The 26,954-nt window shown below is 37.8% G+C and carries 26 protein-coding genes; 22 read left to right on the top strand and 4 right to left on the bottom strand.

Annotated features, from left to right (window positions below; genetic code table 11):
- Positions 1 to 66 precede the first annotated feature (66 nt).
- Entirely contained in the window at positions 67 to 1,224 is a 1,158-nt protein-coding gene (locus WBW42_RS02440) for a winged helix-turn-helix domain-containing protein (RefSeq protein ID WP_032063495.1), read from the top strand.
- Between the two features lie 37 nt (positions 1,225 to 1,261).
- Here WBW42_RS02440 and WBW42_RS02445 read toward each other — a convergent pair whose 3' ends face one another.
- Positions 1,262 to 1,717: a GNAT family N-acetyltransferase gene (locus WBW42_RS02445; protein WP_032056488.1), complete on the bottom strand. Its 456-nt coding sequence runs from the start codon at positions 1,715 to 1,717 to the stop codon at positions 1,262 to 1,264.
- Positions 1,718 to 1,829: 112 nt separating this feature from the next.
- Between WBW42_RS02445 and pdxR the strand changes: the two genes are divergently transcribed.
- Positions 1,830 to 3,305, top strand: a complete 1,476-nt coding sequence (pdxR, locus tag WBW42_RS02450) for a MocR-like pyridoxine biosynthesis transcription factor PdxR (protein ID WP_032056487.1) — start codon at positions 1,830 to 1,832, stop codon at positions 3,303 to 3,305.
- 274 nt (positions 3,306 to 3,579) lie between these two features.
- On the opposite strand, the gene WBW42_RS02455 is transcribed toward pdxR, so the two are convergent.
- On the bottom strand, positions 3,580 to 4,239 hold the full coding sequence (locus WBW42_RS02455) for an epoxyqueuosine reductase QueH (RefSeq protein WP_068938179.1): 660 nt from the start codon (positions 4,237 to 4,239) through the stop codon (positions 3,580 to 3,582).
- Between the two features lie 454 nt (positions 4,240 to 4,693).
- On the opposite strand from WBW42_RS02455, the gene WBW42_RS02460 reads away from it, so the two are divergent.
- From WBW42_RS02460 to WBW42_RS02470, 3 genes are all read left to right on the top strand, one after another.
- Positions 4,694 to 4,987 carry a hypothetical protein gene (locus WBW42_RS02460; protein WP_005070027.1) on the top strand — a complete coding sequence of 98 codons (294 nt, stop codon included), beginning with the start codon at positions 4,694 to 4,696 and terminating at the stop codon, positions 4,985 to 4,987.
- A gap of 194 nt (positions 4,988 to 5,181) precedes the next feature.
- Positions 5,182 to 5,649 (top strand): redox-sensitive transcriptional activator SoxR, encoded by a 468-nt coding sequence (gene soxR, locus WBW42_RS02465; protein WP_032056485.1) that lies wholly within the window; start codon positions 5,182 to 5,184, stop codon positions 5,647 to 5,649.
- Between the two features lie 158 nt (positions 5,650 to 5,807).
- Positions 5,808 to 6,242 (top strand): I78 family peptidase inhibitor, encoded by a 435-nt coding sequence (locus WBW42_RS02470; RefSeq protein ID WP_025466543.1) that lies wholly within the window; start codon positions 5,808 to 5,810, stop codon positions 6,240 to 6,242.
- A 71-nt stretch (positions 6,243 to 6,313) separates the two neighbouring features.
- Here the strand turns inward: WBW42_RS02470 and WBW42_RS02475 are convergent, their stop codons facing one another.
- Positions 6,314 to 6,937, bottom strand: a complete 624-nt coding sequence (locus tag WBW42_RS02475) for a hypothetical protein (protein ID WP_032056483.1) — start codon at positions 6,935 to 6,937, stop codon at positions 6,314 to 6,316.
- A 470-nt stretch (positions 6,938 to 7,407) separates the two neighbouring features.
- Between WBW42_RS02475 and WBW42_RS02480 the strand changes: the two genes are divergently transcribed.
- Entirely contained in the window at positions 7,408 to 8,787 is a 1,380-nt protein-coding gene (locus WBW42_RS02480; RefSeq protein WP_032056482.1) for an L-serine ammonia-lyase, read from the top strand.
- Between the two features lie 42 nt (positions 8,788 to 8,829).
- Here the strand turns inward: WBW42_RS02480 and paaZ are convergent, their stop codons facing one another.
- On the bottom strand, positions 8,830 to 10,932 hold the full coding sequence (gene paaZ / locus WBW42_RS02485) for a phenylacetic acid degradation bifunctional protein PaaZ (RefSeq protein ID WP_032056481.1): 2,103 nt from the start codon (positions 10,930 to 10,932) through the stop codon (positions 8,830 to 8,832).
- 265 nt (positions 10,933 to 11,197) lie between these two features.
- On the opposite strand from paaZ, the gene paaA reads away from it, so the two are divergent.
- From paaA to WBW42_RS02565, 16 genes are all read left to right on the top strand, one after another.
- Positions 11,198 to 12,136: a 1,2-phenylacetyl-CoA epoxidase subunit PaaA gene (paaA, locus tag WBW42_RS02490; RefSeq protein ID WP_014206395.1), complete on the top strand. Its 939-nt coding sequence runs from the start codon at positions 11,198 to 11,200 to the stop codon at positions 12,134 to 12,136.
- A gap of 32 nt (positions 12,137 to 12,168) precedes the next feature.
- Positions 12,169 to 12,459: a 1,2-phenylacetyl-CoA epoxidase subunit PaaB gene (paaB, locus tag WBW42_RS02495; RefSeq protein WP_000389648.1), complete on the top strand. Its 291-nt coding sequence runs from the start codon at positions 12,169 to 12,171 to the stop codon at positions 12,457 to 12,459.
- A gap of 12 nt (positions 12,460 to 12,471) precedes the next feature.
- Positions 12,472 to 13,227 (top strand): 1,2-phenylacetyl-CoA epoxidase subunit PaaC, encoded by a 756-nt coding sequence (gene paaC / locus WBW42_RS02500; RefSeq protein ID WP_032056480.1) that lies wholly within the window; start codon positions 12,472 to 12,474, stop codon positions 13,225 to 13,227.
- A gap of 16 nt (positions 13,228 to 13,243) precedes the next feature.
- Positions 13,244 to 13,744, top strand: a complete 501-nt coding sequence (gene paaD, locus WBW42_RS02505) for a 1,2-phenylacetyl-CoA epoxidase subunit PaaD (protein WP_001177938.1) — start codon at positions 13,244 to 13,246, stop codon at positions 13,742 to 13,744.
- Positions 13,745 to 13,767: 23 nt separating this feature from the next.
- Positions 13,768 to 14,829, top strand: coding sequence for a 1,2-phenylacetyl-CoA epoxidase subunit PaaE (gene paaE, locus WBW42_RS02510; protein WP_032056479.1), 1,062 nt, complete (start codon positions 13,768 to 13,770; stop codon positions 14,827 to 14,829).
- 8 nt (positions 14,830 to 14,837) lie between these two features.
- Positions 14,838 to 15,611 carry an enoyl-CoA hydratase-related protein gene (locus WBW42_RS02515; protein WP_032056478.1) on the top strand — a complete coding sequence of 258 codons (774 nt, stop codon included), beginning with the start codon at positions 14,838 to 14,840 and terminating at the stop codon, positions 15,609 to 15,611.
- Positions 15,611 to 16,402, top strand: coding sequence for a 2-(1,2-epoxy-1,2-dihydrophenyl)acetyl-CoA isomerase PaaG (gene paaG / locus WBW42_RS02520; protein ID WP_002046513.1), 792 nt, complete (start codon positions 15,611 to 15,613; stop codon positions 16,400 to 16,402). The genes WBW42_RS02515 and paaG overlap by 1 nt, the downstream gene beginning before the upstream one ends.
- Before the next feature lie 2 nt (positions 16,403 to 16,404).
- Positions 16,405 to 17,943 carry a 3-hydroxyacyl-CoA dehydrogenase gene (locus tag WBW42_RS02525; RefSeq protein WP_032056477.1) on the top strand — a complete coding sequence of 513 codons (1,539 nt, stop codon included), beginning with the start codon at positions 16,405 to 16,407 and terminating at the stop codon, positions 17,941 to 17,943.
- Between the two features lie 12 nt (positions 17,944 to 17,955).
- Positions 17,956 to 19,164, top strand: coding sequence for a 3-oxoadipyl-CoA thiolase (gene pcaF / locus WBW42_RS02530; protein WP_032056476.1), 1,209 nt, complete (start codon positions 17,956 to 17,958; stop codon positions 19,162 to 19,164).
- A 40-nt stretch (positions 19,165 to 19,204) separates the two neighbouring features.
- Positions 19,205 to 20,494 carry a phenylacetate--CoA ligase PaaK gene (gene paaK, locus WBW42_RS02535; protein WP_000377856.1) on the top strand — a complete coding sequence of 430 codons (1,290 nt, stop codon included), beginning with the start codon at positions 19,205 to 19,207 and terminating at the stop codon, positions 20,492 to 20,494.
- A 53-nt stretch (positions 20,495 to 20,547) separates the two neighbouring features.
- Positions 20,548 to 21,513: a phenylacetic acid degradation operon negative regulatory protein PaaX gene (gene paaX, locus WBW42_RS02540; RefSeq protein WP_000062822.1), complete on the top strand. Its 966-nt coding sequence runs from the start codon at positions 20,548 to 20,550 to the stop codon at positions 21,511 to 21,513.
- Positions 21,500 to 22,105, top strand: a complete 606-nt coding sequence (locus tag WBW42_RS02545; RefSeq protein ID WP_032056475.1) for a DapH/DapD/GlmU-related protein — start codon at positions 21,500 to 21,502, stop codon at positions 22,103 to 22,105. The genes paaX and WBW42_RS02545 overlap by 14 nt, the downstream gene beginning before the upstream one ends.
- 77 nt (positions 22,106 to 22,182) lie before the next feature.
- Positions 22,183 to 22,566, top strand: a complete 384-nt coding sequence (locus WBW42_RS02550; protein WP_032056474.1) for a PaaI family thioesterase — start codon at positions 22,183 to 22,185, stop codon at positions 22,564 to 22,566.
- A gap of 167 nt (positions 22,567 to 22,733) precedes the next feature.
- Entirely contained in the window at positions 22,734 to 23,942 is a 1,209-nt protein-coding gene (locus tag WBW42_RS02555) for an ABC-three component system protein (protein WP_032003356.1), read from the top strand.
- Positions 23,942 to 24,412, top strand: a complete 471-nt coding sequence (locus tag WBW42_RS02560) for a three component ABC system middle component (protein WP_498478272.1) — start codon at positions 23,942 to 23,944, stop codon at positions 24,410 to 24,412. The genes WBW42_RS02555 and WBW42_RS02560 overlap by 1 nt, the downstream gene beginning before the upstream one ends.
- On the top strand, positions 24,409 to 26,256 hold the full coding sequence (locus tag WBW42_RS02565) for a DUF3732 domain-containing protein (protein ID WP_032003357.1): 1,848 nt from the start codon (positions 24,409 to 24,411) through the stop codon (positions 26,254 to 26,256). Before WBW42_RS02560 ends, WBW42_RS02565 begins: the two co-directional genes overlap by 4 nt.
- Positions 26,257 to 26,954 lie beyond the last annotated feature (698 nt).

A 26,954-nucleotide genomic window follows, 5' to 3' on the forward strand; every position in this document is an offset into this window, starting at 1 on the left:
GAAATAGTGATAGGATAGAACTGAAATTTTTCTGCTTCTAAATGAATACAACAATATTTGATTTCTATGACTTCTTCTTTGAAACAGCTCACTTTATTTAATCAAGGTTTAGGAAAAACCAGTCGATTTACAAAAGGTGTGGATGGAACTTTACAGGCGATTGAGCATTTAGGATATGTACAGATTGATACCATATCGGTTGTAGAGCGAGCTCATCACCATATATTGTGGAGCCGAGTGCCTGACTATGAATTAAATCATTTAAATAGTTTGGTTCGTGAGCGCCAGATTTTTGAATATTGGTATCATGCCGCATCTTATCTTCCTATGAAAGATTATCGCTATGCATTGCCTGCCATGATGTCTGTCAGGAACGGAGAAAGCCGTTATTTCAATAGAGGTGATCAACACCTTATGAATGAAATTTTGGCACGTGTTCGTGCTGAAGGAAAAATTCGTCTCCGTGATATTGATAAGAATAATAAAAAGAGTTTGGGAAACTGGTGGAATACCGGACCAGGCCGCCGTGCTTTTGAGCAGTTATATATGCAGGGTGACCTGATGATCTGTGAGCGTAACGGAATGGAAAAGGTCTTTGATTTGACCGAGCGCTGCTTGCCTGAAAATATTGATTTAAGTATGCCTACACTTTATGAATATGCGCAGTATTTATTTAATAATACGCTTCGAGCACATGGTGCATTTACATGGAAACAATTAGTTCATCTAAAGAAAAATGATTTAAAAGAAACTATGCGTGTCGTTCTGAAAGAACATATTGATGCAGGTGTTGTATCAGCAATTAAACTTGAGAATGGTCAAACTTTATATGTTGATGTTGCTGCAATGGAACAAAAGGTTAGTACTGATTTTGGTTTAAAAATACTATCGCCTTTTGATAATTCTCTTATTCATCGTGACCGTCTAGCTTCCTTATTTGAATTTGATTACCGCATTGAATGCTATGTACCAGCGGCTAAACGAGTATATGGTTATTTTTGCTTGCCGATCATATATCAAGACGAGTTAGTAGGCCGAGTAGATTGTAAAGCGCATCGTTCTATCAAAGAATTAGAAGTGATTAGCCTACATCTGGAAAAAACAGTAAAAAATAAGGAGCTCTTCTTCTTCGAACTGGAACAAGAGCTCAAGCGTTTTGCTGCGTTTAATCAATGCTCAACTATTAATGACAAAGTGATTAAGCGTATTCGTACTAAAATTTAGACACCCAAAGCACTCCAGCTTTTGGTGTTTTCACTTTTTAGTTTAAAGGCATACGATATTCAATAATTCCTGGTTTTTGTGCAATCCAGTCATAAAGCTTTTGCGCTGTTAGATTGGTTTTTTGAGTATGCCAATATAAACGGTCACAGTTGTGTTTGATTGCTTGCTTCTGCACATATTCAATGAGTTGCTTACCAATGTGTTGCCCACGAACTTCAGGTGAAACATACAGGTCTTCTAGATAACAGTAATTATTTTCTGCCCATGTTGAACGATGAATAACATAGTGCACAATTCCTAAAACCTGCTCACCTTGTTTAGCAACGGCACAGTACACAGGTTCATTTTCATCGAAGAAACGTTCCCATGTTACTTTTGTGACATGAAGGGGTAAATTCACTTGATAAAAATTTTGGTAAGCAAGCCAATATTTTTCCCATTGTGAATAATCTTGCTGCTGAACAGGAACGATTTGAAGACCTTGATTTTGCATAATAATTACACTCTGTTTTAAAGTAATAAAAAATCGACAACTAGAGTGTAGTTTTGATAGTGGTATTTTTATAAGATACACTTTTGATATTTTTCACAGTACCAGTTTTAATATGGCAGCTCCGATTTCTGCATCTTTTCCACATTTAATTTTGCCAAAAGGCCAGATTAAAGATGGACTATATACGGCTTTGCGTGATGCCATTTTAGATGGAAGACTGACTGCCGGAATAAAATTACCCTCAAGTCGTGCTTTGGCAGAGATGATGTCAATTTCAAGAAATTCTGTATTGGCGGCTCTTGAACGATTACTGGATGAGGGATATTTATTTACCAAACCAAGTTCGGGTACCTATGTTGCTGAGGTTGTGCCAGATCAGTTAATACATGTTCAAAAAAATTCAAAAGAAACGTCTAAAAATACTCATCGTTCCTTAAATATTAATCCAAATCTTGAAACTTTATTGGATTCATGGCGCAAGCAGTCATGGTTAAGTAAAAAGAAAAAGATGTTTCATGTAGGGGTAGGTTGTATTGATTTATTTCCTCATCAACTGTGGGGCAAGCTATTAACACAAGCTTGGCGGCAGTCGTATTATCAGCTTGGTCAATTTTACGACCCACGTGGCTATCTACCTTTGCGTCAGGCAATTTGTGAATATGTTCGCTCCACCCGAGGGCTGAACTGCAACGAAGAGCAAATTATTATCGTAAACGGAACGCAGCAAGCTATTCATTTAACAGCCTATGCATTACTTCAAGCAAATGATGAAGTGTGTTTGGATGAGCCGGGATATGATGCAGCTTTTAAGATTTTTCGAAGTTTTGGTGCACAGGTAAATTTGATCGAGAGTGATGAGGAGGGAATGCAAATCTCTGACATTACAAATCATTACTTCAAAAGCAAACTGGTATATACAGCACCTTCACATCAATTTCCTTTAGGAGGAACTTTAAGTTTAGCTCGCCGTTTTGCTTTATTAGATTGGGCAAACAAAGAAGAAAAATGGATTTTTGAAGACGATTATAATAGTGAGTTTCGCTATGGCACTCACCCAATTCAAGCTCTACAAGGTTTAGATCAGCAGCAAAGAGTCATTTATTCTGGCACTTTTACCAAGATGATGTTTCCAGAGTTTCGTTTAGGGTTCATGGTTGTACCTGAAGCATTAATTGAAACCTTTAGTGCAGCTAAATATTATACTGACGTGCGAAGTTCATATTTAGAGCAGGTCGCTTTAGCTCTATTCATTCAACAAGGCCACTATGCTCGACATGTACGTAAAGTTCGAAAAGCATGCTATGAGCGTCAACAAGTATTGATTAACGCTATTAATGAATACCTTTCAGATGTACTCGATGTTCAGCCAACAGATTCAGGCATTCATCTTATATGTTGGTTAAAAGCATCATGGACTGAGCAGGAGTTTATTTCTCATTGCTCGGCATTGGATTTGGAGATTCAACCTCTATCAAGATATTGTCAACTTGAGTCGAAAAAAGCAGCAGTTCTGTTGGGCTATGCTGCACATCAACCTGAGGAAATGGTGGAAAATATCAAGAGACTAGCCATCAGTATCAAAAAGTAAAATAGCTAAACTTTTCAAAATTATATCAGGATTTTAGAGTGATTTTATTTTTAATGAGAAGGGCAAAATATTTATTCGATTTTAATATTTTGATGAAATTTTAAAAAATTTAAATTTAAAAGATTTATTAATCTTATTTTAAGCTAACTTCATTATTTTAATAATATCAAAGCTCAGTACAGTACACCTTTTGGCCACATTCTCCAGATGTGGCCTTTTTTTATTAGGAATAAATACAGCTTAGAATGAATTAATTTTTTAAGGAGAATAGGATTTAATCTTCTTCCATGGCATTACTATAAAACTTAACACCTAGTTTAATTCGGTCTCGACCATTACTCATACGCCAACGGTTGGTGTCACGTAAAGAATATACACAACCGCAATATTCCTGTTGGTAAAATTCCTCTCGCTTACTGATTTCAATCATTCGACTAGAGCCACCATTTTTTCGCCAGTTATAATCCCAATATTGAATATCTGGATAATTGGATGCTGCTCGAATTCCGCAATCATTAATTTGAGCCATATTTTTCCAACGAGAAATTCCTAACGAACTACTGATGAGACTAAAGCCGTGTTCATGTGCATAAAGGGCAGTTCGTTCAAAACGCATATCGAAACACATGGTACAACGAATACCGCGTTCTGGTTCATCTTCCATACCTTTAGCTCGAGCAAACCAATTATCCGTATCATAATCTGCATCGATAAATGGAATATTATGCTTTTCTGCAAAACGAATATTTTCTTCCTTACGGATGAGATATTCTTTTACCGGATGAATATTAGGATTATAAAAAAATATCGAAAATTTAATTCTAGAATCAATTAATGCCTCCATAACTTCTCCTGAACAAGGAGCACAGCAAGAATGAAGTAATAATTGATCATGTCCAGATGGGAGTTCTAATTTTAAACGTTGAGCTGACATAATAAAAAATTAAATTGCAATTCTAATAATTATATATTTTTATATTGCATAATGTGAACTGAATTATTTTCAATTAAACATGAAATTAATTTAATATCTTAAATTTTATTTATTACTTTATTTGTGGTTTAGTTGAATATAATGAAATAATTAGATTATTAAATATTAAAATTATTTATATCGGTACTTTTAAATTTATTAACCGAAATACTATATAGTAATATAAAATATAGATAAATTTAATATTTTTTAAAATAATAATATTAAAAGATAGTTAGGTAAGTGATTGATGTTTCTAAATATAATTTGAAATTTTTTATGTTTTTATTGTGATGCGTGTCACAAATAGACCTTATTTTTTCAATTAAAATATTTCTTTAGATTTGTAGCTTTAATAAATCTATACTATAAAACTTGATATGTTTTTAAATTTAAGTGTGTGATTATTTGAGATATGAAAGATTGGCAATGTAAGTATTGTAATGGTTACATTATGGTTAATCATTCAAAGATCAGCGTAGGAGAAAAAGTTTACTTTTTGGTATATAAATTTGATGCAAAGAATGAACGGAAAAAATTATATAAAAAGGGAATTGTAGTTGCTCGCTACGATAATATACTTCACATTGAGTCACGTAAAAAAACTTATAAGATCGAACAGGCTAAGGTCTATCCATTAGGAGCACCAATGCCTTTCGTTTACAACATGTTTTGGGTTTGCGGGTGCCCATGTACCCTACAAAATTAATTTCTTAAATTTAAATGTCAGCAGCTCATTTTATAAATTTAATTGAATTAATAATCGTATCAAATTTATTTTCTCAGCTTTTATAGAAAAGTTAAGACCAATAAACTCAGAAAAATGACTTTGAATGGTTGAGTGATTGATTTGACAAAAACAGTAGGCTCTCTTATAAACCTCGAGTAAAGTTGAGGTTAGTCATGATAAGTGAAAATAAAAAAGCTGACTCTAGTCGAGTTTTGACTGTGGGTGAAGTTGCAAAAAGGAGTGGAGTTCCTGTCTCGACCCTACATTTTTATGAGACGAAAGGGCTGATAAAAAGTATAAGAACCAATGGTAATCAGCGCCGCTTTCCATTAATTGTTTTAAGGTATATTGCGATTATTAAAGTTGCTCAAAGAGTAGGAATTCCTTTAAATGAAATTAAAGAGGCTCTTAGCGCATATCCTATGGGGAGCAAATTAACAGCTAAGCAATGGAAGGATTTATCGAGTCATTGGCGAGAAAATTTGGATGATCGAATTCAAAAATTAACTCGATTAAGAGATGAAATGGACTGGTGTATTGGTTGCGGTTGCTTATCACTAGAGCAATGTCCATTAAGAAATCCTGAAGATGTTTTAGGGCAAGACGGATCTGGAGCACGAATTTTAGAAAGACCTGAATAGAATAGTTCAAAAATGGCTTTTAATTGGAAACATCTTAATTTCCAATAAATTAAATTTATTTTGCTAGAATATTCAAGTGAGTTTTTTATTGTAAACAAGTCATATGGAACATGAATTTTTTTGATATCTTTAGTTTTTTTATTAAGAAGCAAAAATTTATGAAAAAAATTATCTTTCTTGGTTTAGCGCTTGTTTCGTTAACGGCTTGTTCATCTGTACAACATAAAGATCCAACTCCACCAAAAATTGGTTCACCAAACCCAGCTAGTCAATATTGTGTTGAACAAGGCGGGAAATTAGAAATTAGAAATGAAGCAAATGGTCAGGTTGGGTATTGTCATTTACCAAACGGCCAAGTCGTGGAAGAATGGAAATTATTCCGTGATAATCAAGCGAACTGTGTAGCAGAAGAAGCTCAAAAATTAGTGGGTCAAACTGGCCTTACTGATGATCAAATTAAACAAAAAACTAAATCAGAAATTGTGCGCAAAGTGGCTCCAGGTCAACCAATGACTATGGATTATCGTACAAACCGAGTTACAGTTACTATTGATCCTGCTTCTAAGAAAATTACTCAAGCAACCTGTGGTTAATGTGTGTAATTAAAGTTTGGTAAATCAAATTTTAAAGAAAAGAGCCTGCTGAAAATGCAGGCTTTTTTACTTTAATTTTGGGAATAATGGATAACGGGATACTCTTTTTGTTGTGGCAGTTGCTGTAAAGCCTGATTAATTTTGATGAGAAAAATATCAACTTTATCTTGGCTTGGATTGTTGGTGTTGTATGAGGCTCTTTCTTGATAGTTAATTCCACATCCAATAATTTTCATATTTGCGGGATTAAAGCTCCAGTCATTTTTATTTTTGATCGAGATATCTAAATCACTATCACATTCTTTCCAGAGTTTTAAAAATTGATTGGAATATACAGCGGGAGCTTCTTGTGCTCGGTAGGCTGTAAATCCTTGCATTTCAGAGTTAGCAAATTGAAGGAGATGATTGGTAGGCATTCCTCCCCAAAGTATAGCCGTATCTTTCGGTAGCTTTATCCACGTTATATTCTCTTCTTTAAGAGGTGCAGTTTGCTCATCTTTCTGTTTGGACTTTTGAGATTTATAAACCAGTTTTGTTCCAACAGGAACCGTTACACCTTTGACTTGAGTGCTCTGTGTTGTATAGAAATACGGCGAATCATCACGGTTACAGCCTGTTGGGTTATAACAACCAATACAACCACTTAACAATAAAAGCGGACAACTTAAAATACTTAATTTGAAAACTCGATCCATTTTTCTTGTCTTTAATTATCTCTAGAAATTTAATATATCAGTATTTAAATCAATAATAAAAAAAGCCCCTAGCGGACTAGAGGCAGAAAAACATCAGATGCAAGAACAGGTGAATTATGCATCTGAGTTAAGTAGGTTGTATCAAACCATGTAGAGCACTTTACCAGCAAAAATGAATAAAAATAGGGAGGTGCGACTAATGGCTAATATTTGTAGTTTTTTATTTGTACAACTTCCTGTACTTGTTTTAAGGAAGGGGGCGCTAATACATTTATATTTGTTAATAAAAACTACAAAAGTTATGGCTGTGAACAAAGTTATTTATCGTGATTGTTCAACCGTTGTCTTTTTGTGCTACTGCCGAAGAGTTATTCGTGATTTGTACTTGGCTTAATGATAATTTTAGAGTTATCCGAAAGGACACAATAATGACGAACATACGAATAATAATGAATCGAAGGTAGGACCACGTGTTTATTAGTGTATTTGATCTTTTTAAAATTGGCATCGGTCCATCTAGCTCCCATACAGTTGGACCCATGCGAGCGGCATACAGTTTTGTGGATGATTTATTGAAGCAAGACGATTTACAAGCAACGGTTAGAGTTCAGGTGAAGTTATACGGTTCGCTGTCGGCAACGGGTGTCGGTCATGCGACAGACAAGGCTGTTCTATTAGGTTTAATGGGCTTTGACCCTGAACATATCGATACTCAAGTCAGTACAAGCTTAATTGAAGATGTTCTTGAGAATAAAGCAATCAGGCTTAATCAACAAAAGACTATTTCTTTTGATTATAAGCATGATGTGCTTTTTTTAGATGAATCTTTGCCTTATCACCCCAATGCAATGGAATTGATTGCTTACAGTGATGCTAAAGAAATTTTATATGCAGAAACTTACTATTCGGTGGGTGGCGGTTTTATTGTTAGTCAAAGACAATTAACACATACCCAAACTGAAACCAACGATGTTAAGGTTCCATATCCATTTCACAGTGCGGCTGAACTTTTAAGCTTATGTAAGACTCATCATTTATCAGTGAGCGAGTTAATGCTTGAAAATGAAAAAAGCTGGCGTAGTGAAACTGAGATTCGCAGCAAGATTATGGAAATCTGGAAAGTGATGCAGCAGTGCATTCACAATGGGCTAATCAATGAAGGAATATTACCCGGTGGATTAAATGTAAAACGCCGAGCCAAAAAAATTCACGATAAGTTATTAAATAAGAAAAATTCAAACCTGATTGTGACGACTTTCCATGCCATGGAGTGGGTCAATTTATTTGCTTTAGCGGTAAATGAAGAAAATGCTGCTGGCGGCCGAGTAGTGACGGCACCTACAAATGGTGCAGCAGGGATTATTCCAGCAGTTTTATATTACTACGTGACTTTCTCTAAAGACTTTTCCGAAGATAAAGTGGTTCGTTTCTTTTTAAGTGCAGCAGCCGTTGGCATTTTATGTAAACTCAATGCTTCTATTTCTGGTGCAGAAGTAGGGTGTCAGGGCGAAGTCGGTTCGGCATGTGCGATGGCTTCGGCGGGTTTAGCCGAAATTTTAGGAGCATCACCTGAGCAAGTGGAACATGCGGCTGAAATTGGGCTTGAACATAATTTGGGTTTAACGTGTGACCCGATTGGTGGTTTGGTTCAGGTGCCTTGTATTGAACGAAATGCAATTGCAGCCGTAAAAGCCATTAATGCAGCCCAAATGGCACTTCATGATGACGATGAACACTTTGTCACGCTAGATAAAGTGATTCAGACCATGAAAGAAACAGGCAGAGATATGTCTGAGAAATATAAAGAGACTTCAAAAGGTGGTCTCGCTGTTAACGCAATTGAGTGCTAAAAAAAAGAGATGGGGACGAGGTACCCCATCTCAATTTAAACATTAAGCCTCGCGAGCAACTAAGGTTAAAATGTCGTAAGTTGCGACAAGTTCACCACGTTGGTTTTTGACTTTGATATCCCACACTACAACGCCATGAGCAGGTTGAGACGGGTCTTTTTGTGGTTTAGGTGTTTTTTGCTTACAGGTGAGTTCAACCTGGATTGAGTCACCAATTTTAACCGGTTCAACAAAACGTAAGTTGTCCATACCGTAGTTGGCAATCACAGGACCTTGTGCTGCATCTACAAATAGACCTGCTGCAGCAGACACAATGAAGTAACCATGTGCCACACGCTCTCCAAAGAAAGACTCGGCCGCGGCGATTTTGTCGGTATGCGCATAGAAGTAGTCACCACTTAAACAAGCAAAATTGACAATATCAGCTTCGGTGACTGTACGACGCGCTGTTAATAAACGTTCACCAATCACTAACTCATCAAAAGACTTTTTAAATGGATGTACACGGTCTTCATTAACTTTTGAGCCAGCAGTCCATGAGTGGGTAATTTGTGTCAGACTATTTGGAGAACCCTGAATTGCAGTGCGCTGCATGTAGTGTTTAACGGCGCGAATACCACCTAACTCTTCACCACCACCTGCACGACCAGGTCCGCCGTGTACTAAATGCGGAAGTGGCGAACCATGACCTGTACTTTCTTTTGCCGATTCTGCATCAAGTACATGCACACGGCCATGCCAAGGCGCAATTTTTTGAATAATCTGTTCAATATTCTCATCGTTATTTTTAACGACAGAAGCCACTAGGCTACCTTCACCACGTGAAACAAGATCAGCTAGTTCTTCAATGTTTTGATATGGCATGAGTGTACATACCGGACCGAAAGCTTCTGTGGTATGAACATTCGTTGCTTGTAAAGGTTGTTCGCACACCAATAAAGTTGGAGCGAAAAAAGCACCTTTTTCAGGATGGTCTGCATTAAATGTAAAACTATCGTTGCCACCAAAAACAATTTTTGCGTCTTTGCTGAGTTCGGCAACTTTTTCTGCAACGTCATGTTTTTGCTTAATGCTCGCTAAAGCACCCATGGTGGTTTCTTCTTTTTGAGGGTCGCCCACCACAACTTTAGCAAGTTTGGCAGTTAGCTTTTCTTGCACAGTCGCTAACAAGTTTTCAGGAACAAATGCACGACGAATTGCAGTACATTTTTGGCCTGCTTTTGTGGTCATTTCACGGAAGACTTCACGCACAAATAAATCGACAGTTTCTTCATTTGCCTCAGGGCTTAAAATTGCACTGTTGACTGAGTCGGCTTCCATGCTAAATGGAATCGAATATTTATTGAGGTGAGGGTGGTTACGTAGTTTTTGACCTGTATAAGCAGAACCTGTAAATGTAACGCAGTCTTGTGGACCTAAGTGGTCGAACAAGTCATAAGTCTGACCGCAAATGAGTTGGAGCGAGCCTTTTGGTAACACATGTGCTTCTTCAATAGCTTTTACAACCGCTTGAGTTAATTGAGAACCATCGGTTGCAGGCTTAACAATACATGGCACACCAGCAAGTAGCGTCGGTGCAATCTTTTCAAGCATTCCCCAAATTGGAAAGTTAAAAGCATTAATGTGAACTGCAACACCTGCTTTAGGACTTAAAATGTGTTTAGCGCCGAAAGTGCCATTTTTAGATAATTGAATCCAGCTATCTTCAGTAATAATTTTTTCGTCATTGAGTTCACGGCGAACCAGACTCGAATAAGCAAATAATGTCTGGATCCCGCCTTCAATATCAATCCATGCATCTTTACGAGTTGCACCTGTTGCATAAGCAAGTTTGTAGAACTCTTCTTTACGCTCAAGTAAATGTTGGGCAATTTGTTTTAACGCATTAGCACGTTGGTGAAATGTCCAGTTAGCCAGTTCTGAACCATTTTGTTTGGCATATTGAACAACACGTTTCATATCAATGCCATGACTACTTACGGCATAAATCGGTTCACCTGTAATAGCATGATAAACAGGACGTAGTTCTTCACTCGTCGAATGCCATGTTCCATAGACATAAGAAGCAAGATGAGACAGTTGATGCTCAGACTGCTGAAAATCTGTGTCAGTTGAGGTTCCTTCTAGGTGTGCTTGTTCAAGCATGACCAAACTCCTTTTTTATTTGATACATCAATTATAAAAATTGCAAAAATATGATTCATAATTTCAGATTAATTTGTATAAAAGTCAACTTTATTTTGATTTTTAAAAGTAAAAAAGTTTTTTACATTTAAATTAGTTATATAAATTTCAATATCTTGTATTGGTTTGTTGTTGTAGATTTAATTTGATACTAAAAAATTAGTTGACTTTGTTTTTTGTGTATCGAAAAATAGATTTAAGGGTGATACCTACAGGGAATGAAAGAATGGAAAACAATTACCAGAAATTTGAACAAAATATTGCCAATGAAATTACGATCGAGGCTAAGGATCAAATGCCTGATGCCTACCGCAAAACATTGATTCGTCAAATCGGGCAACATGGCCATTCTGAAATTGTAGGTATGTTGCCTGAAGGAAACTGGATTACTCGTGCGCCAACTTTAAAACGCAAAGCGGTTTTGCTTGCGAAAGTACAAGATGAAGCGGGTCATGGTCTGTATTTGTATAGCGCGGCAGAAACTTTAGGTGCTGACCGTGATGACATGATGGAAAAATTAATTGATGGGAAAATGAAATACTCATCAATTTTTAACTATCCAACTTTGACTTGGGCAGATGTTGCTGCAATTGGATGGCTTGTCGATGGGGCAGCCATTGTGAACCAAGTTGCGCTTTGCCGTACTTCATATGGGCCATATGCACGTGCAATGGTACGTATTTGTAAAGAAGAAAGTTTCCACCAACGTCAAGGTTTTGAAGCCATGATGGCTTTGGCAAACGGTACACCAGAACAAAAGCAGATGGCACAAGATGCAGTAAATCGCTACTGGTGGCCAGCACTGATGATGTTTGGCCCAAGTGATGAGCATTCTCCAAACAGCGCGCAAAGCATGGCGTGGAAAATCAAACGCTTTAGTAACGATGAATTACGTCAAAAGTTTGTCGATAACACTGTACCGCAAGTGTTGCAACTTGGCTTGGAAGTACCGGACCCAGATTTAAAGTTCAATGAAGAAACAGGTCACTATGAGTTTGGCGAGATTGACTGGCACGAATTTAATGAAGTGATTGCTGGACGTGGACCATGTAATCACGAGCGTATCGAAGCTCGCCGTAAAGCATGGGAAAACGGTAAATGGGTTCGTGATGCAGCAGTGGTCTACGCGAAAAAACAGCAGCTTGAAGCGAACAAAGTGGCTTAACAAGATTTATGGAAAAATTTGAGGAAATCAAAATGGAAGATAAAAACAACTGGTCGCTCTATGAAGTATTTGTACGTAGTAAACAAGGCTTAAGCCACCGTCACGTAGGCAGCTTAAGAGCACCTGATGATGAAATTGCACTGCAACATGCTCGTGATGTTTACACGCGTCGTAATGAAGGAATTAGCATTTGGGTGGTTCGTTCAGAACTGATTAAGTCATCACAGCCAGATGAAAAAGCTGAATTTTTCGATCCTTCTTTAGACAAGGTTTATCGTCATCCGACTTTTTACCATATCCCAGATGGCATTGAGCACATGTAAGGGGAATGGCAAATGAATCATTCAGTTTTATCTAAATTCTTATTACATATTGGCGATAGCCAACTGGTTTTATCTCAGCGTTTGGCTGAATGGTGCGGGCATGCACCTGAGCTTGAAATTGATATTGCCTTAGCAAATATCGGCTTGGACTTGTTAGGTCAAGCAAGAAACTTTCTGACTTTGGCTGGTCAATATGATGAAGCTAAGCGTGATGAAGACCAGCTTGCGTATTTCCGTACAGAACGTGAGTTTTTAAACCTCTTATTGTGTGAACAACCCAATGGTGACTTTGCACAAACGATAGTACGCCAATGGTTAATGGACCATTACCATCTTCATTTATTTACGGCTTTAGCGCAAAGCTCACTTTCCGAATTAAGTGCGCTTGCCGTGAAATCTTTAAAAGAAGTGAAGTATCACATCCGCTTTTCAACAAGCTGGATGGAACGTTTAAGTTTAAGCACAGATGAAGCACATCAACGTGTGCAAGAAGGTTTAAATAATTTATGGCGCTTTACCGCTGAATTATTTGAACTGAGTGCAGACGAACAAGCATTAGTTGCAGAAGGTGTGATTCCAGATTTTTCAAATGAAAAAGAACAATGGAACCAAACCATTGCAGATGAGCTTAAGCGTTTTGAATTAAATGTTGCTGTGAACGGTGCTTATCGCCGTGGTGCGAAACAAGGATTGCATACCGAGCATTTAGGTTATTTGTTGGCTGAAATGCAATGTATTCAAAGAACTTATCCGGGAATGACCTGGTAAGACAAGGAGGTGAGCCATGCAAATGATTCGTCATTGCATCGACCAATGTTGGGATGTTCTACAAACGGTAAGTGACCCTGAAATTCCAGTTTTATCGGTTGTCGATTTAGGTATGATCCGCGGTGTAGAGATTAACGATCAACAAGAAATTATTGTTCGTCTAACTCCGACATATAGCGGTTGCCCAGCAACAGATATGTTGAAAGCACAAATTGTTGAGGCATTTACCGCAGAAGCTTTGACACCGGTCAAAGTGATGGTCGATTTGTCAGAAGCATGGACCACGGACTGGATGTCTGAAGCAGGGAAAAAGAAACTGCAAGTTTATGGCATTGCACCACCTGAAGGGTTGGCGCATCAGTGCGGAACTCACGTTCATTTAAATGATGGTGTCGAGTGCCCACGTTGTAAAAGCCGACATACCCGACTGTTAACAGAGTTTAGTTCTACCGCCTGTAAAGCACTTTATAAATGTCAGGACTGTCTTGAGCCTTTTGATTACTTCAAATGTATTTAAGTCTTTAGATAAGGAAATCAGCCATGAGCCAATTTGTACCATTAAAAGTAAAAAGTATTACGCCGCAAACCGATCAGGCAATTTGTATTGCATTTGACGTTGTACCTGAACAACAAGAACAATTTCAATTTCAACCGGGTCAACACTTAACCATTCGCCACTTAACTGAAGCTGGTGAAATCCGCCGTTGTTATTCAATTTGTAGCTATGCGGGTAAAGAAGACATCAGCATTGCGGTTAAAAAAATTGATCAAGGGCAATTTTCAAACTGGGCAAATGACCATTTGAAAGTGGGCGATGTACTTGAAGTCATGCCACCACAAGGTGTGTTTTTTCAAAAAGCAGCCAAGATCGGCGGACAAAACTATTTAGGTGTTGCTGCGGGCAGTGGTATTACTCCGATTTTATCAATTGTTAAGCAAGTTTTGTTTGAACAACCTGAAGCTAAATTTACCTTGCTCTATGGCAATCGCTCATGGAAACAAACCATGTTTGCCGAGCAAATTATGGATTTGAAAGATCAGTTTAAAGAACGCTTTCAGCTCATCAATATCTTTTCTCGTGAGTTCAACGATAGTGAACTGATGAATGGTCGTATTGATGCAGAAAAGCTTAAGCAACTTTTTGATTTTGAAGTGCTTGAAACAGATTTTGATCATGCTTTTGCCTGCGGCCCAGACGAAATGATGAATGCCGTAGAAAACACGTTGCCGAACTTTGGTATTGCCAAAGAGCGCATTCACACCGAACGTTTCCATACAGGACAAGCGCGTAAACGTAGTGTTGAAGCGGATGCAAACCGTAAAGAAGAAAAGGTCAACATCATTTTAGATGGCCGTGAGCTGATTGTTTCTGTGGCTCAAGATGATGAAAGTATTCTTGATGCGGCTTTACGTGCAGGTGCTGACTTACCGTATGCCTGTAAAGGCGGGGTGTGTGCGACCTGTCGTTGTAAGGTGCTTTCTGGCGAAGTCGACATGTTCCTTAACTATAGTCTTGAAGAAGATGAAGTTGAAAAGGGTTATGTGCTGAGCTGTCAAACCTTACCAAAAGGCTCAAATGTTCGTTTGAGTTTTGATGAGTAGAGGCTGTCATGCAAGAGTTGATCAAAGCCAGCACAACAGCTGACGGTGTTTTGTTATTAACCCTAAACCGTCCAGAAAAAAGAAATGCTTTAAACAATGCAACATTGCAGTGTTTATGCGAGTTGCTCGAAGAAGCTGAACATAATGCTCAAGTCAAAGCGGTGGTTTTAACGGGTAACGCTCAGTGTTTTGCGGCTGGAGCAGATCTTAGCGAGTTGGCTGCAATGGACGCCGTGTCTTTGCAACTCGATATTCGCCCGAAGCTTTGGCAAAAAATTGATGCGTTTAGTAAGCCACTGATTAGCGCAGTGAATGGTTATGCCTTAGGTGCTGGGTTTGAGTTGGTTTTGCATTCGGATATGGTCGTTTGCGGTGAAAATGCCCGCTTTGCTTTACCTGAAATTACTTTGGGAATGTTGCCGGGTGCAGGCGGAACACAGCGTTTAGCGCGCTTGGTTGGGCAACAGCTCACAATGCGCTGGGCCATGACAGGTGAAATGATTTCGGCAAAACAGGCGGAGCAACATGGCATTTGCAGCCAAGTGGTGCCGACTGAATTAACCGTTGAATATGCGGTTCAACTTGCAACCAAAATTGCCAAACAAGCGCCTTTAGCGATTCGCGTGATTAAACAATCAATTAAAAGTATTCATGAAACAACGTTAAGTCAGGGACTCAAGTTTGAACGTCAAAACTTTGTCTGGCTGGCGGCTACAAAAGATCGAAACGAAGGGATTAATGCTTTCTTTGAGAAAAGAAAGCCAGTGTTTAGAGGTGAGTGATGGACTATCAAAATATTATTGCTGAAGAAAAAAATGGTGTTGGCTACCTGACATTTAACCGCCCAAAAGCACTGAATAGCTTTAACGTTGATATGCACCGTGAAGTGGCTGAGGTTTTAAACCAGTGGACCAAAAATCCGGATGTTCGTTGTGTTGTGATTAGTGGTGAAGGCCGTGGCTTCTGTGCAGGGCAAGACTTAGGCGACCGTGTAGTTGACCCAAACGCTGAAGCTCCAGATTTAGGATATTCCATTGAAACTTACTATAACCCGCTCATTAAAACGATTGTAAATATGCCAAAGCCTGTCATTTGCGCGGTAAATGGTGTGGCAGCAGGTGCAGGGGCAAATATTGCACTGGCATGTGACTTGGTGATTGCAGCTAAATCGGCAAACTTCGTACAAGCATTTTGCCGCTTAGGTTTGGTTCCAGACTCTGCGGGTACATGGTTTTTACCACGTGCTGTAGGCCATGCGCGTGCGATGGGTTTGGCTTTGTTAGGTGACAAGCTCCCAGCAGAAACCGCAAAAGAATGGGGCATGATTTGGGATGTTGTAGAAGATGCTGAACTCAAAACAAAAGTGACTGAACTCGCTGAACGTTTAGCAAAACAGCCTACATTTGGCTTATCTCTTATTAAAAAAGCTATTCATCAATCAAGCAACAACACTTTTGATGAGCAAATGTTGTTAGAGCGTGATTTACAACGTATTGCGGGTCGTTCTGAAGATTATCGTGAAGGTGTACAAGCCTTTATGAATAAACGTGAACCAAATTTTAAAGGGCGTTAAGCATGACAGATTTAGACTTATCTCGTGCCCGAATTGCCGTTATTGGTTCTGGCACCATGGGCATCGGCATTGCTCAGTTAGCCATCGTTAATGGGCATTCGACCGTTTTATATGATCTGGACGCTCAAAAAGCGCAACAAGCCGTTCACGGCTTAGGGCAGACATTTAAAAAGCTGGTTGAAAAGAGCAAGCTCACAGAGCAGCAAGCGGATGAAGCTTTAGCGCGTTTAACGGTGGTCAATCAAATTGAAGCTTTAAGTGAGGCTGACTTAGTCATTGAGGCAGTTGTTGAGAAAAAAGAAGTTAAACAGTCTTTATTTAAGCAACTTGCTGAAATTTGTAGTGCACAAACCATTTTTGCAAGTAACACATCTTCAATTTCAGTGACTGCAATTGCGGCGGGTATTGCTCATCCTGAGCGCGTAGTAGGTTTACACTTTTTTAACCCTGCGCCAGTCATGAAATTGGTCGAAATTGTACAAGGCTTAAAAACACCAAACAGCTTATGTTTGGCTCTAAAAAACTTAATGTTGAATTGGAAAAAAATTCCAGTACTCACCAAGTCGACTCCCGGTTTTATTGTTAACCGAATTGCACGGCCGTTTTATGCAGAAGGCTTTAGAGCACTGCAAGAACAAGTCACCAGCTATGACCAGCTAGATTATGCCTTAAAGCAATGTGGCGGTTTTGCGATGGGGCCGTGCGAACTTACCGACCTTATTGGTCAAGATGTTAACTTTTCGGTGACGCAAAGCGTTTACCAAGAGTTTTTTTACGAGCCACGCTACCGTCCAAGTCTCATTCAAAAAGAATTGGTCGATGCAGGTGCTTGGGGCCGTAAGTCAAAACAGGGATTTTATAGTTATAACGAAAAAAATCAGTACGAGACATTTCAGCCTCAAGCTGTGGTTGCCAAGCCAATTGATGCCCATATTCAGCTAAAAGGGACTTGGTCTCAGCTACCTGCGTTTTTAACCCGTTTAGGTTTAAAAAGCGGATCTGCGAGTGATGACAATATCCTTCAAATTGATGATATCGACTTGCGTTTAAGCCAAGGTGAGTCAGCCAATATTCATTACCTAAGCCGTAAAGTGGTTTTAATGGATTGGCATCATGATTTTGAGCAGGCGGAGGCTTTAGTACTGAGTCATAACGAGCTTTGTGAAGCAAGTGATCTGGCTAAAGTTGAGGCTTACTTTGCACAGTTTGGTATCAGCGTGATGTGGATTAAAGACCATCCGGCACTGTTAACCTTACGCACCATCGCTTTACTCATTAATGAAGCCTGTGAAGCAAGTTTACATGGTGTTGCGAGTCTGGAAGATATTGATAATGCCATGAAATATGGAGTGAATTATCCTAAAGGTCCTTACCAGTGGTTGACACAAATGGGCGGTGCTTATGTGCTCCAAACCTTAAATAACTTATATGCACTGTATGGAGAGGAAAAATATCGCGCGAGTATCTACCTCAAGCAATATGTAGCGAAAACTCAAAATATTGCTACTCAATATTCACGTGATATGACCGAATTTGCATAATCAGGAGTCAACATGGAAGACGTTTTAATTTGCGATTTTATTCGTACCCCAATTGGACGATATGCAGGTGCCCTAAGTGCTGTACGTGCAGATGATTTAGCTGCATTGCCCATCAAATATTTAAAAGATAAACACCCGAACCTACCGTGGAATAAGGTAGACGAAGTGTTTTTAGGATGTGCTAACCAAGCAGGTGAAGACAACCGTAACGTTGCCCGTATGGCAACACTGTTAGCAGGCTTACCTGACACAGTGCCAGCCATGACGGTCAATCGTTTATGTGCTTCTGGCTTAGATGCGGTAGGACTTGCGGCACGCTCAATCAAAGCAGGTGAAGCGCAGTTTGTATTGGCAGGTGGTGTTGAGTCGATGAGCCGTGCACCATTTGTACAAGCTAAACCAACAGAAGCATTTAGCCGTACACCTGAAATTTATGACACCACCATTGGCTGGCGCTTTGTAAATAAGCAACTTAAAGCGCAATACGGCACCGACAGCATGCCGGAAACTGCCGAAAATGTAGCTGAAAAATATCAGATTAGTCGTGAAGACCAAGATGCGTTTGCATTGCGTAGTCAACAAAAAACGGCTGCGGCACAACAAAACGGTTTCTTTAACGATGAGATTTTGCCTGTCGAGATTGTAGACCGTAAGAAAAACGTAGTTGTGGTGAACCGTGATGAACATCCGCGTGAAACAACACTTGAAGCACTCGCTAAACTAAAAGCACCATTTAAAAAAGAAGGCGGTTCGGTGACTGCCGGAAATGCCTCTGGTGTAAATGACGGTGCCGCGTGTGTGTTAATTACTAATCGCACATTTGCAGATACACATGGTTTAAAACCTCTAGCGCGAGTGATAGGCATTGCAAGTGCAGGGGTTGAACCCAAATATATGGGTATAGGTCCTGTTCCGGCTGTGCAGAAAATTTTAAAGCAAACAGGTTTAACGCTAGATCAGATGGATGTGATTGAGCTGAATGAAGCATTCGCAGCCCAATCTTTAGCATGTATGCGTGAACTCGGTCTAAAAGATGACGATGAACGCGTTAACCCAAATGGTGGTGCGATTGCACTCGGACATCCGCTCGGTATGAGTGGTACACGTTTGGTGATTACGGCAACACGTGAGCTAAAAAAACGCGGTGGACGCTATGCACTTTGCACGATGTGTGTAGGTGTTGGACAAGGTGTCGCACTGATTTTGGAAAACTTAAATTAATTCAGACGGTTTTTAAAATTACATAATGAGGAGAGAGGCGATGGACAGCCTTACAATGGATAATGTTGAGCAATTAACACTTGCAGAGCTTAGAGAGCTGCAAACTAAACGGTTAAAACAAACCCTGACTTTTGTATATGAAAATAGTCCGGTCTATAAGAAAAAGTTCGATGAAGCGGGTGTACATCCTGATGACTTCGTGACTTTAGACGATCTGGCAAAGTTTCCATTTACCACCAAACAGGATTTAAGAGACAACTATCCTTTTGGAATGTTTGCCGTACCTCAAGAGCAAATTGTGCGTTTACATGCATCATCAGGTACAACGGGTAAACCGACAGTAGTGGGTTACACCCAAAAAGATATTAATACTTGGTCGGACATTGTTGCGCGTTGCTTACGCATGGCAGGTTTAACCGCGAAAGATATGGTTCAGGTGGCTTATGGCTATGGGCTATTTACAGGTGGTCTAGGAGCACATTATGGTGCCGAGCGCTTAGGTGCAACGGTTATTCCAATGTCTGGCGGGCAAACTGAAAAGCAAGTTCAGCTTATTCAAGACTTTAAACCGACTGCAATTATGGTTACGCCATCGTATTGCGTGAGCATTATTGAAAAGCTCGAGCAACAATTTGGTACCGCACGTAATACGTCTTTAAAAGTCGGTATTTTTGGTGCCGAGCCGTGGACCAACGAACTGCGCCGTGAAATTGAAGAACGTCTCAATATTAAAGCACTCGATATTTATGGTTTGTCTGAGGTGATGGGACCGGGTGTTGCGATGCAGTGCTTAGGTGAGGGCGAGGGATTAACCATTTGGGAAGATCATTTCTACCCAGAAATTATTAACCCTGAAACAGGTGAAGTCTGTAAAGATGGCGAACTTGGCGAGTTAGTCTTTACGACTATTACCAAAGAAGGCTTACCGATTATTCGTTACCGTACTCGTGATTTGACCCGCTTACTACCGGGTGAAAATCTGGCAATGCGTAAGATGGATAAAATTGTGGGCCGTAGCGACGACATGCTGATTATTCGCGGTGTGAACGTTTTCCCGACCCAAATTGAAGAGCAAATTTTGCAAGTTCCACATTTAGTTCCAAATTATGAAATTTTGGTGACTAAGAAAGGCCATATGGATACTTTGCATATTCGTACAGAGATGTGTCATAACTGTACTATACAGGCCAATCAACTTGCTCAGGAGTTGATGAAACGCATTAAAACCATGATTGGGATTAGTGTTACTGTAGAAGTTGTGACAGAAGCGACCTTACCTCGTTCGGAAGGAAAGGCAAAGCGGGTAATCGATATGCGTCAGATTGCTTAACATCAAGATCATTCAGGGTATAGAATCTATACCCTGAAACTAAACGCCAAGACATGAGTATGAGTGCAAAAATACAGCAAATAATTGATTCTGTTGTAAAGAATGAAACCTTAAGTGGAACTTCGCTTATTTCGACAATTTTTGGAGATTCAGTACTTCATCGGGGTGGAAACATTAGTCTTGCAAGCCTGATTCAGTTATTAGAGCTGTTTGGTTTTAATGACCGCGCTGTAAGAACCTCTGTTTTTCGTTTAGTTAAAAATGATTGGTTATGCTCAGACAAAATCGGCAGAACCAGCTTTTATCGAATTACCGATTCAAGCCGTTCGACTTATTTGCAGGCCGAGCAACGCATTTATAACGACCAGATGAAAGAGTGGGACCATTATTGGGATCTTATTCTGATGTCTAGCCTCGATACTGAAAATAAAGCGTTGTTAAAGAAAGAACTCGAATGGTTAGGATTTGCCAATATTTCGACAAACTTAATGGCTTATCCGGGTTGTAACCGTATTGAACTGCAACGCTTATTGGTTGACTTAAATATGAGTGAGCAAGTGGTGGTGTTTAAAGCCGAAACCTTGCAGCTCTTTAATAACTCGGTCGATACCATTGGCCGTATGCTCAGAACCAACTGGCCCATCGATGAATTACGCCAAAGATATCTACAGTTTCTCGATATTTTTAGAGAAATTGGCGTGTTGCTGATGCAAGAAAACGAACAACTCGAACCTGTTCAGGCTTTTCAAATTCGAACTTTGCTGATTCATTATTATCGACGGATTTTATTAAAAGACCCTGCATTACCGCTTGAATTGTTGCCAACTGACTGGCCCGCGATTAGTGCACGAACGTTATCAATGAATATTTATAAAAAAGTATTTGAACCTGCGGATGAATACTTCTTGTCTGTTGCCGCAACAGCAGAAGGGCCAATGCCAAATGCCACAGCACATTATTGGCGCCGTTTCGGAGGTTTGGTGGCGACAAATGAGAGGTTAAATCATGCCTTGTTATAGTATTGACGGTGTTATTCCAGTGGTTAGCCCAGAGGCTTTTGTACATCCAACCGCTGTTTTAATTGGTGATGTGATTATTGAAGCGGGTGTATATGTAGGGCCATTTGCTTCACTGCGTGCCGATTTTGGTCGTATTCATATTAAGCAAAATGCCAATATACAAGATAGCTGCACCGTACATGGTTTTCCGCAAAGCGTGACTTTAGTTGAAGAAATGGGGCACATTGGGCATGGGGCAATTTTGCATGGTTGCCGCATTGGCAAAAATGTTTTGGTCGGCATGAACAGCGTAATTTTGGACTATGCCGAAATTGGTGAAAACACCATTATTGGCGCAAATAGTTTGGTCAAAACCAAAGATGTTATTCCGGCAAATGTATTGGCAATGGGCAGTCCTGCCAAGGTTGCACGTGATTTATCAGAACAAGAAAAAAAGTGGAAAACCAGAGGCACGCAAGAATACATTGAGCTTGCACAGCGCTGCTTAAACACAATGCAAGAAGTTCAGCCTTTAACTTCAGAGTCAGATGACCGCCTGACTTATAAGGACTTTAGTTCTTCAAACTATCAGATTAAACAAGATAGCGTTTAACGGTTCTTAACAAGTCGATTTCAATACACATAGATTCATAACACTTAAGGAATACTCGCACGAGTAGGGAGACGTTTGTGCAAAAAATGGAAACCACTGCGGTTGATCAATTCGCAGAGCTATTGGGTGTTCAAGTGCTGCATCGCAGTTTTGATGAAGCGCATTGCAAGCTTAATGTAAAAGACGAACACATGAATGCCTTAGGCGGCGTGCATGGTGGCGTCATATTTTCTTTAGCCGATATTGCTTTTGCGATGGCTTGTAATGCAGGGGATGCACCATATACTGGCTTACAGGCTGATATTCGTTATATGAGCGGTGCGAAAGATAGGGTGTTAATTGCATCGGCAACCAAGGTCGGCAGTAGTAAAAAATTTGCTCATTATGAAATAGTGATAACAGATGGTTTAAATAACAGAGTCGCGTTATTTACATCTACGTGTTACAGACTTGCGCCATAAGAGGCGGTTATGAGGTTGTTATATCTAAAGTAGAACTTAACTAAATTGATAAATGTATTATAAGATATAAAAAAAGACGTTGCTTAAATTTTATAAATACAGATAATGGCTGACATTATCTGTATTTTTCTATGAAAAATTTCCATTCATATTAATGGGTTTACTAAATGAAGAATGATATAAAAACTTTTACTGATAAAACAAATGCTGATAATAAAGAGATCGGCTTTCAGTATCAGTATTACTATTTTTTATATAAGTTACTTAATCTGAAGAAAGGACAATCTGTGGGCCTTGAAGTCAGGGATGATGTTCATACAACACTTAAAAATAATCAACAAATACTTATTCAACTTAAACATACAGTCAGAAAAAATGCTTCTGATAACGCTGTTTCCTTAGCGGAATTGGATGTTGATTTATGGAAGACTTTATATAATTGGGCAAATATAATTGTAGATAAAACAGCTGGTCGAGCAGAAAAGAGTCAACAGATAGATTTTATATCTAGAACTGAATTTCATTTAGTAACTAATAAAACTGAAAGTAAAAAAAATTATTTTTTGGAAATTATAGAAAAATATAAGAAGAAAGAAAGTACTTTTCATGAGCTTAGAGCTCACATTGTTGTTTTATATGAAAAAACAGATAATGATAACATTAAAAAGTATATAAATTTTTTACTTGAATTAGATGAAGAAGTACAAGCTAATTTTTTGGAAAAAATTTATTTAGAGCTTGATCAAGATGATTTAGATATATTAATAAAAGAATCAATAAGAGATAAGATGATTGATGAAAGTCGGATTCAGGAAGTCTATGAGCGATTAGACTCAAATATAAGATTTGATAATTTTATAAATATTAAAAATGGGGGTAAAGTAGAAATTAATTTTGATGATTTTTATAAACGTTATAGAAATATTTTTAGCACAGCTCGAACACCTTTACAGTTAAGTAAGTCTTTTCAACCAGTGTTACCTGATGATCTTTTTTCACAGAACTTTATTAAGCAATTAATAAATATACAAGCTATGAAAGTAAATGATATGGAAAAAGCTATAAAATATACTAGTCAAAGATTAAAAATAATCAGGTTTTTAGATGAATGGTTGCAAAATGGAGAAATTATTTATGATGAAATTAATGATTTTCATAGTGATGTGACGAATAAATGGGAAAATGAGTTTGAACATTGGTGTGAAAGTTGTCATGACATGGATATTGTAAAAAATGCAAGAGAATTATTGCGAAATCTTCGTATTATAGAGTTTACGATAGCAAACAATAAACTTAATACAGAGCTAAGTAACGGTGAGCTTTATCATTTATCCAATGAAAACTTAATAGGTTGGCATAGAGATTGGAACAAATAGTGAAAACATCCGAAGATAATAATTATCGAATTTTTGGGGACGGTTATAATAATATTGGTATAGGGGCGGTAGCTTTAGCTACGGTTATGAACGAAGTAAAAAGTTTGTCTATTTCCAAATCATTATTAATTTTACCATTAGTAATACATCAACCGACCTTGCAATTACTATCTCATAAACGAACAACTTTTAAAGGATCAGCTTCCTTTGTCTCAACATATCCACGATTATTAACAAATTTTAATAGGCGTTATTTTAGCACTCTACCACTTACGTTGAACTCTATTCAAATTTTAATAAATTTAAATTACTTAGAATTCAATGAAAATATTGAGCTAAGAAATATTCTGGATATCGATAAAGAATTCGGTGAGAGGGCAATTAAGATCTCAAAAGCAGCTAATAAAATTTCAGAGCTGCTACAAGAATCTGAAGAAGAACTTTATTTAAACTTTAGAGTAAAATTATGAATTTTGGATTAGATGCGATTGTTCTATGGTCAAGAAAAAATGAACTTCGAAAATTAGATTTTAAGAGAAATAAAATTAATGTGATAACTGGGGGAAGTCAAACTGGCAAATCAACTTTATTAAAGATTTTTGATTATTGTTTTTTAGCTAGTGAACATAATATTCCTCATGATATTATTAATGATAACGTGAGCTGGTATGGTATTAAGTTTTATATTAATAATAAAAATTATTTTCTAGCTCGTAAAAGTCCATCTGAAAGAGGTGTTTCAGATGAATATTATTTTTCATCTTTAGGTGTTATTCCGGAAATTATTAAAACAAATATAAAAGAAGATGTGTTAAAAGGAATAATTGCTTCTGAGTTTGGATTAGATGAGAGGGTAAAATTACCTTTTGGAGGAAGTTCTTTAAGAGCTGGTAGTAAAGTATCTTTTAGATATTTTTTCCTTTTTAATATGATTTCAGATGATATTATTATAAATAGTAAAAATTTTTTTGATAAACAAGAAATCCCAAGATACCGTGAAGCATTACCAAGAGTTTTTGATTTAGCTTTAGGTATTGATGATTTAAATAATATTTTGGCCCAAGAGAAAAAAGATTCTTTACTTAAAGATATTCTTAAATGGGAAAAAAGAGAAAAACTTTTAAATGAGGGTAGAAATTCTTTCGATTTTGAAGTTAGAAATATAGCTTCAAAAGCTGTTGCTTATGGCCTTATTTCCCAAGTTGATACTAATATATTACCGATCGATTTATATAGTTTATTAGAGAATACTAAAACTATTCCTGATTATGATTTTTCAACAAAAAGACGTGAAGAAATCAATTCAAGATTATTTATTATCAATAAGCAGTTAAAAGAATGTTCTCAATTTAATGATGATTATTCAAATTATAAGAAAATTTTAAAAAACTCTAGAGATAGTTTAAAGCCGATTGAAGCTTTAGTAAAAAGATCAAATGAAGTGGTTAAATCTGAAGTTTTTGATGAATTAATTAGTGCTCTAAAATTAGATCTTTCGAATATTAAAAAAGAAATTCAAGCTAAACAGCCGGTAGAAAGTCAGATAAATTCTGAGATAATTCGACTTAAAGTTGAGAAAGAAAAGTTAATGTATGAGCTCCAAGTACTACCTGAGGCTCCTCAATCATTTTTGGAGTTGCAAAATAAATGGGAATTTATTGGTGAGGCAAAAGGCAAACTTAGTATTTATACGCAGCTAGAAAGTAATAAGTTATCTAATAATTTGCCTGAAATCAATGATATTGAAAATGAATATAATTCAATTAATGTTAAAAATGTTGAAGATGAAAGAGTAGCTACCATTGGTTTGATTGATGAGGTTGCTACTGAATTAATGCAACAGGTAAATGGTGCACTAGATAATTATGCAAATTGGTATGCAAGCTTTAATTATAAAGATAAGAAGATTCAACTAAGAAAGCCGAAGTCTACCCTAATTGAAAATATTGGTAGTAGTTCAAATCATATGTTTTTACATTTAATTCATTTTTTATCTTTGCATGAAGTAGCAATTAATAAAGGATCTAAATTTGTACCTTCTTTTTTAATAATAGATCAACCAAGTAGACCTTATTGGGGTGATGATGGTGCATCAAAAGATGTAAAGTATAGTGATCAAGAGAAAATAAAAATTGCTTTTCAGCTGTTAAATAATTTTATTGATACTGTGAATATTAATTATAAGCATGAATTTCAAATATTAATGTTTGAACATGTACCATCTATTATGTTTAAAGGTTTGAATAATATTCATTTGTTGGATCCTTTTAGAGGCGGTAATGCTTTAATTCCAGAAAATTGGTATAAGGAATAAAATATAGTTGCTGATATAACCATATACATATAATGATTTTTTATAAGTATATGGTTGTTTTTTTGATAGAATTTATTAATAATAAATTTGTATTATTGAAAAAAGATTAGAGAAGCACCAAAATTTAAAACGAATAAAGTGTTAACGAATCTCTAATTTCCCACTTACATTTAAAATTAGCACCGCAATAAGCCTAAAAATTCTCTCTCTACAACCTCCACTTAACAATAACTCCCTCATTATTTAGCCTTACTTTTCTAATGATTTAATTTAAAACAAATGGCATTTTGCGTGCTTGACTGCAAAAGGGTTGGGCACTATTCTTTGCCTGCTGGCCTACATTGCCAGACGGTCGTCGCGGACCGATTACAACAGCATCAGAATTATTCCTTTCTGAGGGATAATTTTGTGTGAGCATCTCCTCGTCTCCTCCCGTAGCGGTAGGACGGGAGAGGGACACCTTCGGGTGTGCTGGTTGTTGTACCAGTCCGCGAACCCTTTCTCGTTCTGCCACCATAATTTTAATGTCGGCAGAACTCCCAATAAAAAGGAGTTGGCTTTGCACATCCATTATTTCTTGGTTCTCAATGCCAAAAGCTATAACGACACAGCTTAAAAATTAAAGCAGCTTGAACACTCTAAGGTTTTCAGGCTTTAAGTCATTTTTACTTAAAACTTAGCAACAACAAAACTTGAGA

The organism is Acinetobacter sp. LT1 (genome assembly GCF_059800965.1).

Bases quoted from the DNA above. Each gene is read 5' to 3' on its own strand.
- WBW42_RS02475 (WP_032056483.1), bottom strand. From the start codon at position 6,937: ATGGATCGAGTTTTCAAATTAAGTATTTTAAGTTGTCCGCTTTTATTG.
- WBW42_RS02445 (WP_032056488.1), bottom strand. From the start codon at position 1,717: ATGCAAAATCAAGGTCTTCAAATCGTTCCTGTTCAGCAGCAAGATTAT.
- WBW42_RS02470 (WP_025466543.1), top strand. From the start codon at position 5,808: ATGAAAAAAATTATCTTTCTTGGTTTAGCGCTTGTTTCGTTAACGGCT.
- WBW42_RS02545 (WP_032056475.1), top strand. From the start codon at position 21,500: ATGCCTTGTTATAGTATTGACGGTGTTATTCCAGTGGTTAGCCCAGAG.
- soxR (WP_032056485.1), top strand. From the start codon at position 5,182: ATGATAAGTGAAAATAAAAAAGCTGACTCTAGTCGAGTTTTGACTGTG.
- WBW42_RS02565 (WP_032003357.1), top strand. From the start codon at position 24,409: ATGAATTTTGGATTAGATGCGATTGTTCTATGGTCAAGAAAAAATGAA.
- paaZ (WP_032056481.1), bottom strand. From the start codon at position 10,932: ATGCTTGAACAAGCACACCTAGAAGGAACCTCAACTGACACAGATTTT.
- WBW42_RS02460 (WP_005070027.1), top strand. From the start codon at position 4,694: ATGAAAGATTGGCAATGTAAGTATTGTAATGGTTACATTATGGTTAAT.
- pdxR (WP_032056487.1), top strand. From the start codon at position 1,830: ATGGCAGCTCCGATTTCTGCATCTTTTCCACATTTAATTTTGCCAAAA.
- WBW42_RS02440 (WP_032063495.1), top strand. From the start codon at position 67: ATGACTTCTTCTTTGAAACAGCTCACTTTATTTAATCAAGGTTTAGGA.
- paaB (WP_000389648.1), top strand. From the start codon at position 12,169: ATGGAAGATAAAAACAACTGGTCGCTCTATGAAGTATTTGTACGTAGT.
- WBW42_RS02555 (WP_032003356.1), top strand. From the start codon at position 22,734: ATGAAGAATGATATAAAAACTTTTACTGATAAAACAAATGCTGATAAT.
- paaD (WP_001177938.1), top strand. From the start codon at position 13,244: ATGCAAATGATTCGTCATTGCATCGACCAATGTTGGGATGTTCTACAA.
- paaA (WP_014206395.1), top strand. From the start codon at position 11,198: ATGGAAAACAATTACCAGAAATTTGAACAAAATATTGCCAATGAAATT.
- paaE (WP_032056479.1), top strand. From the start codon at position 13,768: ATGAGCCAATTTGTACCATTAAAAGTAAAAAGTATTACGCCGCAAACC.
- WBW42_RS02455 (WP_068938179.1), bottom strand. From the start codon at position 4,239: ATGTCAGCTCAACGTTTAAAATTAGAACTCCCATCTGGACATGATCAA.
- WBW42_RS02525 (WP_032056477.1), top strand. From the start codon at position 16,405: ATGACAGATTTAGACTTATCTCGTGCCCGAATTGCCGTTATTGGTTCT.
- paaX (WP_000062822.1), top strand. From the start codon at position 20,548: ATGAGTATGAGTGCAAAAATACAGCAAATAATTGATTCTGTTGTAAAG.
- paaC (WP_032056480.1), top strand. From the start codon at position 12,472: ATGAATCATTCAGTTTTATCTAAATTCTTATTACATATTGGCGATAGC.
- paaG (WP_002046513.1), top strand. From the start codon at position 15,611: ATGGACTATCAAAATATTATTGCTGAAGAAAAAAATGGTGTTGGCTAC.
- paaK (WP_000377856.1), top strand. From the start codon at position 19,205: ATGGACAGCCTTACAATGGATAATGTTGAGCAATTAACACTTGCAGAG.
- pcaF (WP_032056476.1), top strand. From the start codon at position 17,956: ATGGAAGACGTTTTAATTTGCGATTTTATTCGTACCCCAATTGGACGA.
- WBW42_RS02515 (WP_032056478.1), top strand. From the start codon at position 14,838: ATGCAAGAGTTGATCAAAGCCAGCACAACAGCTGACGGTGTTTTGTTA.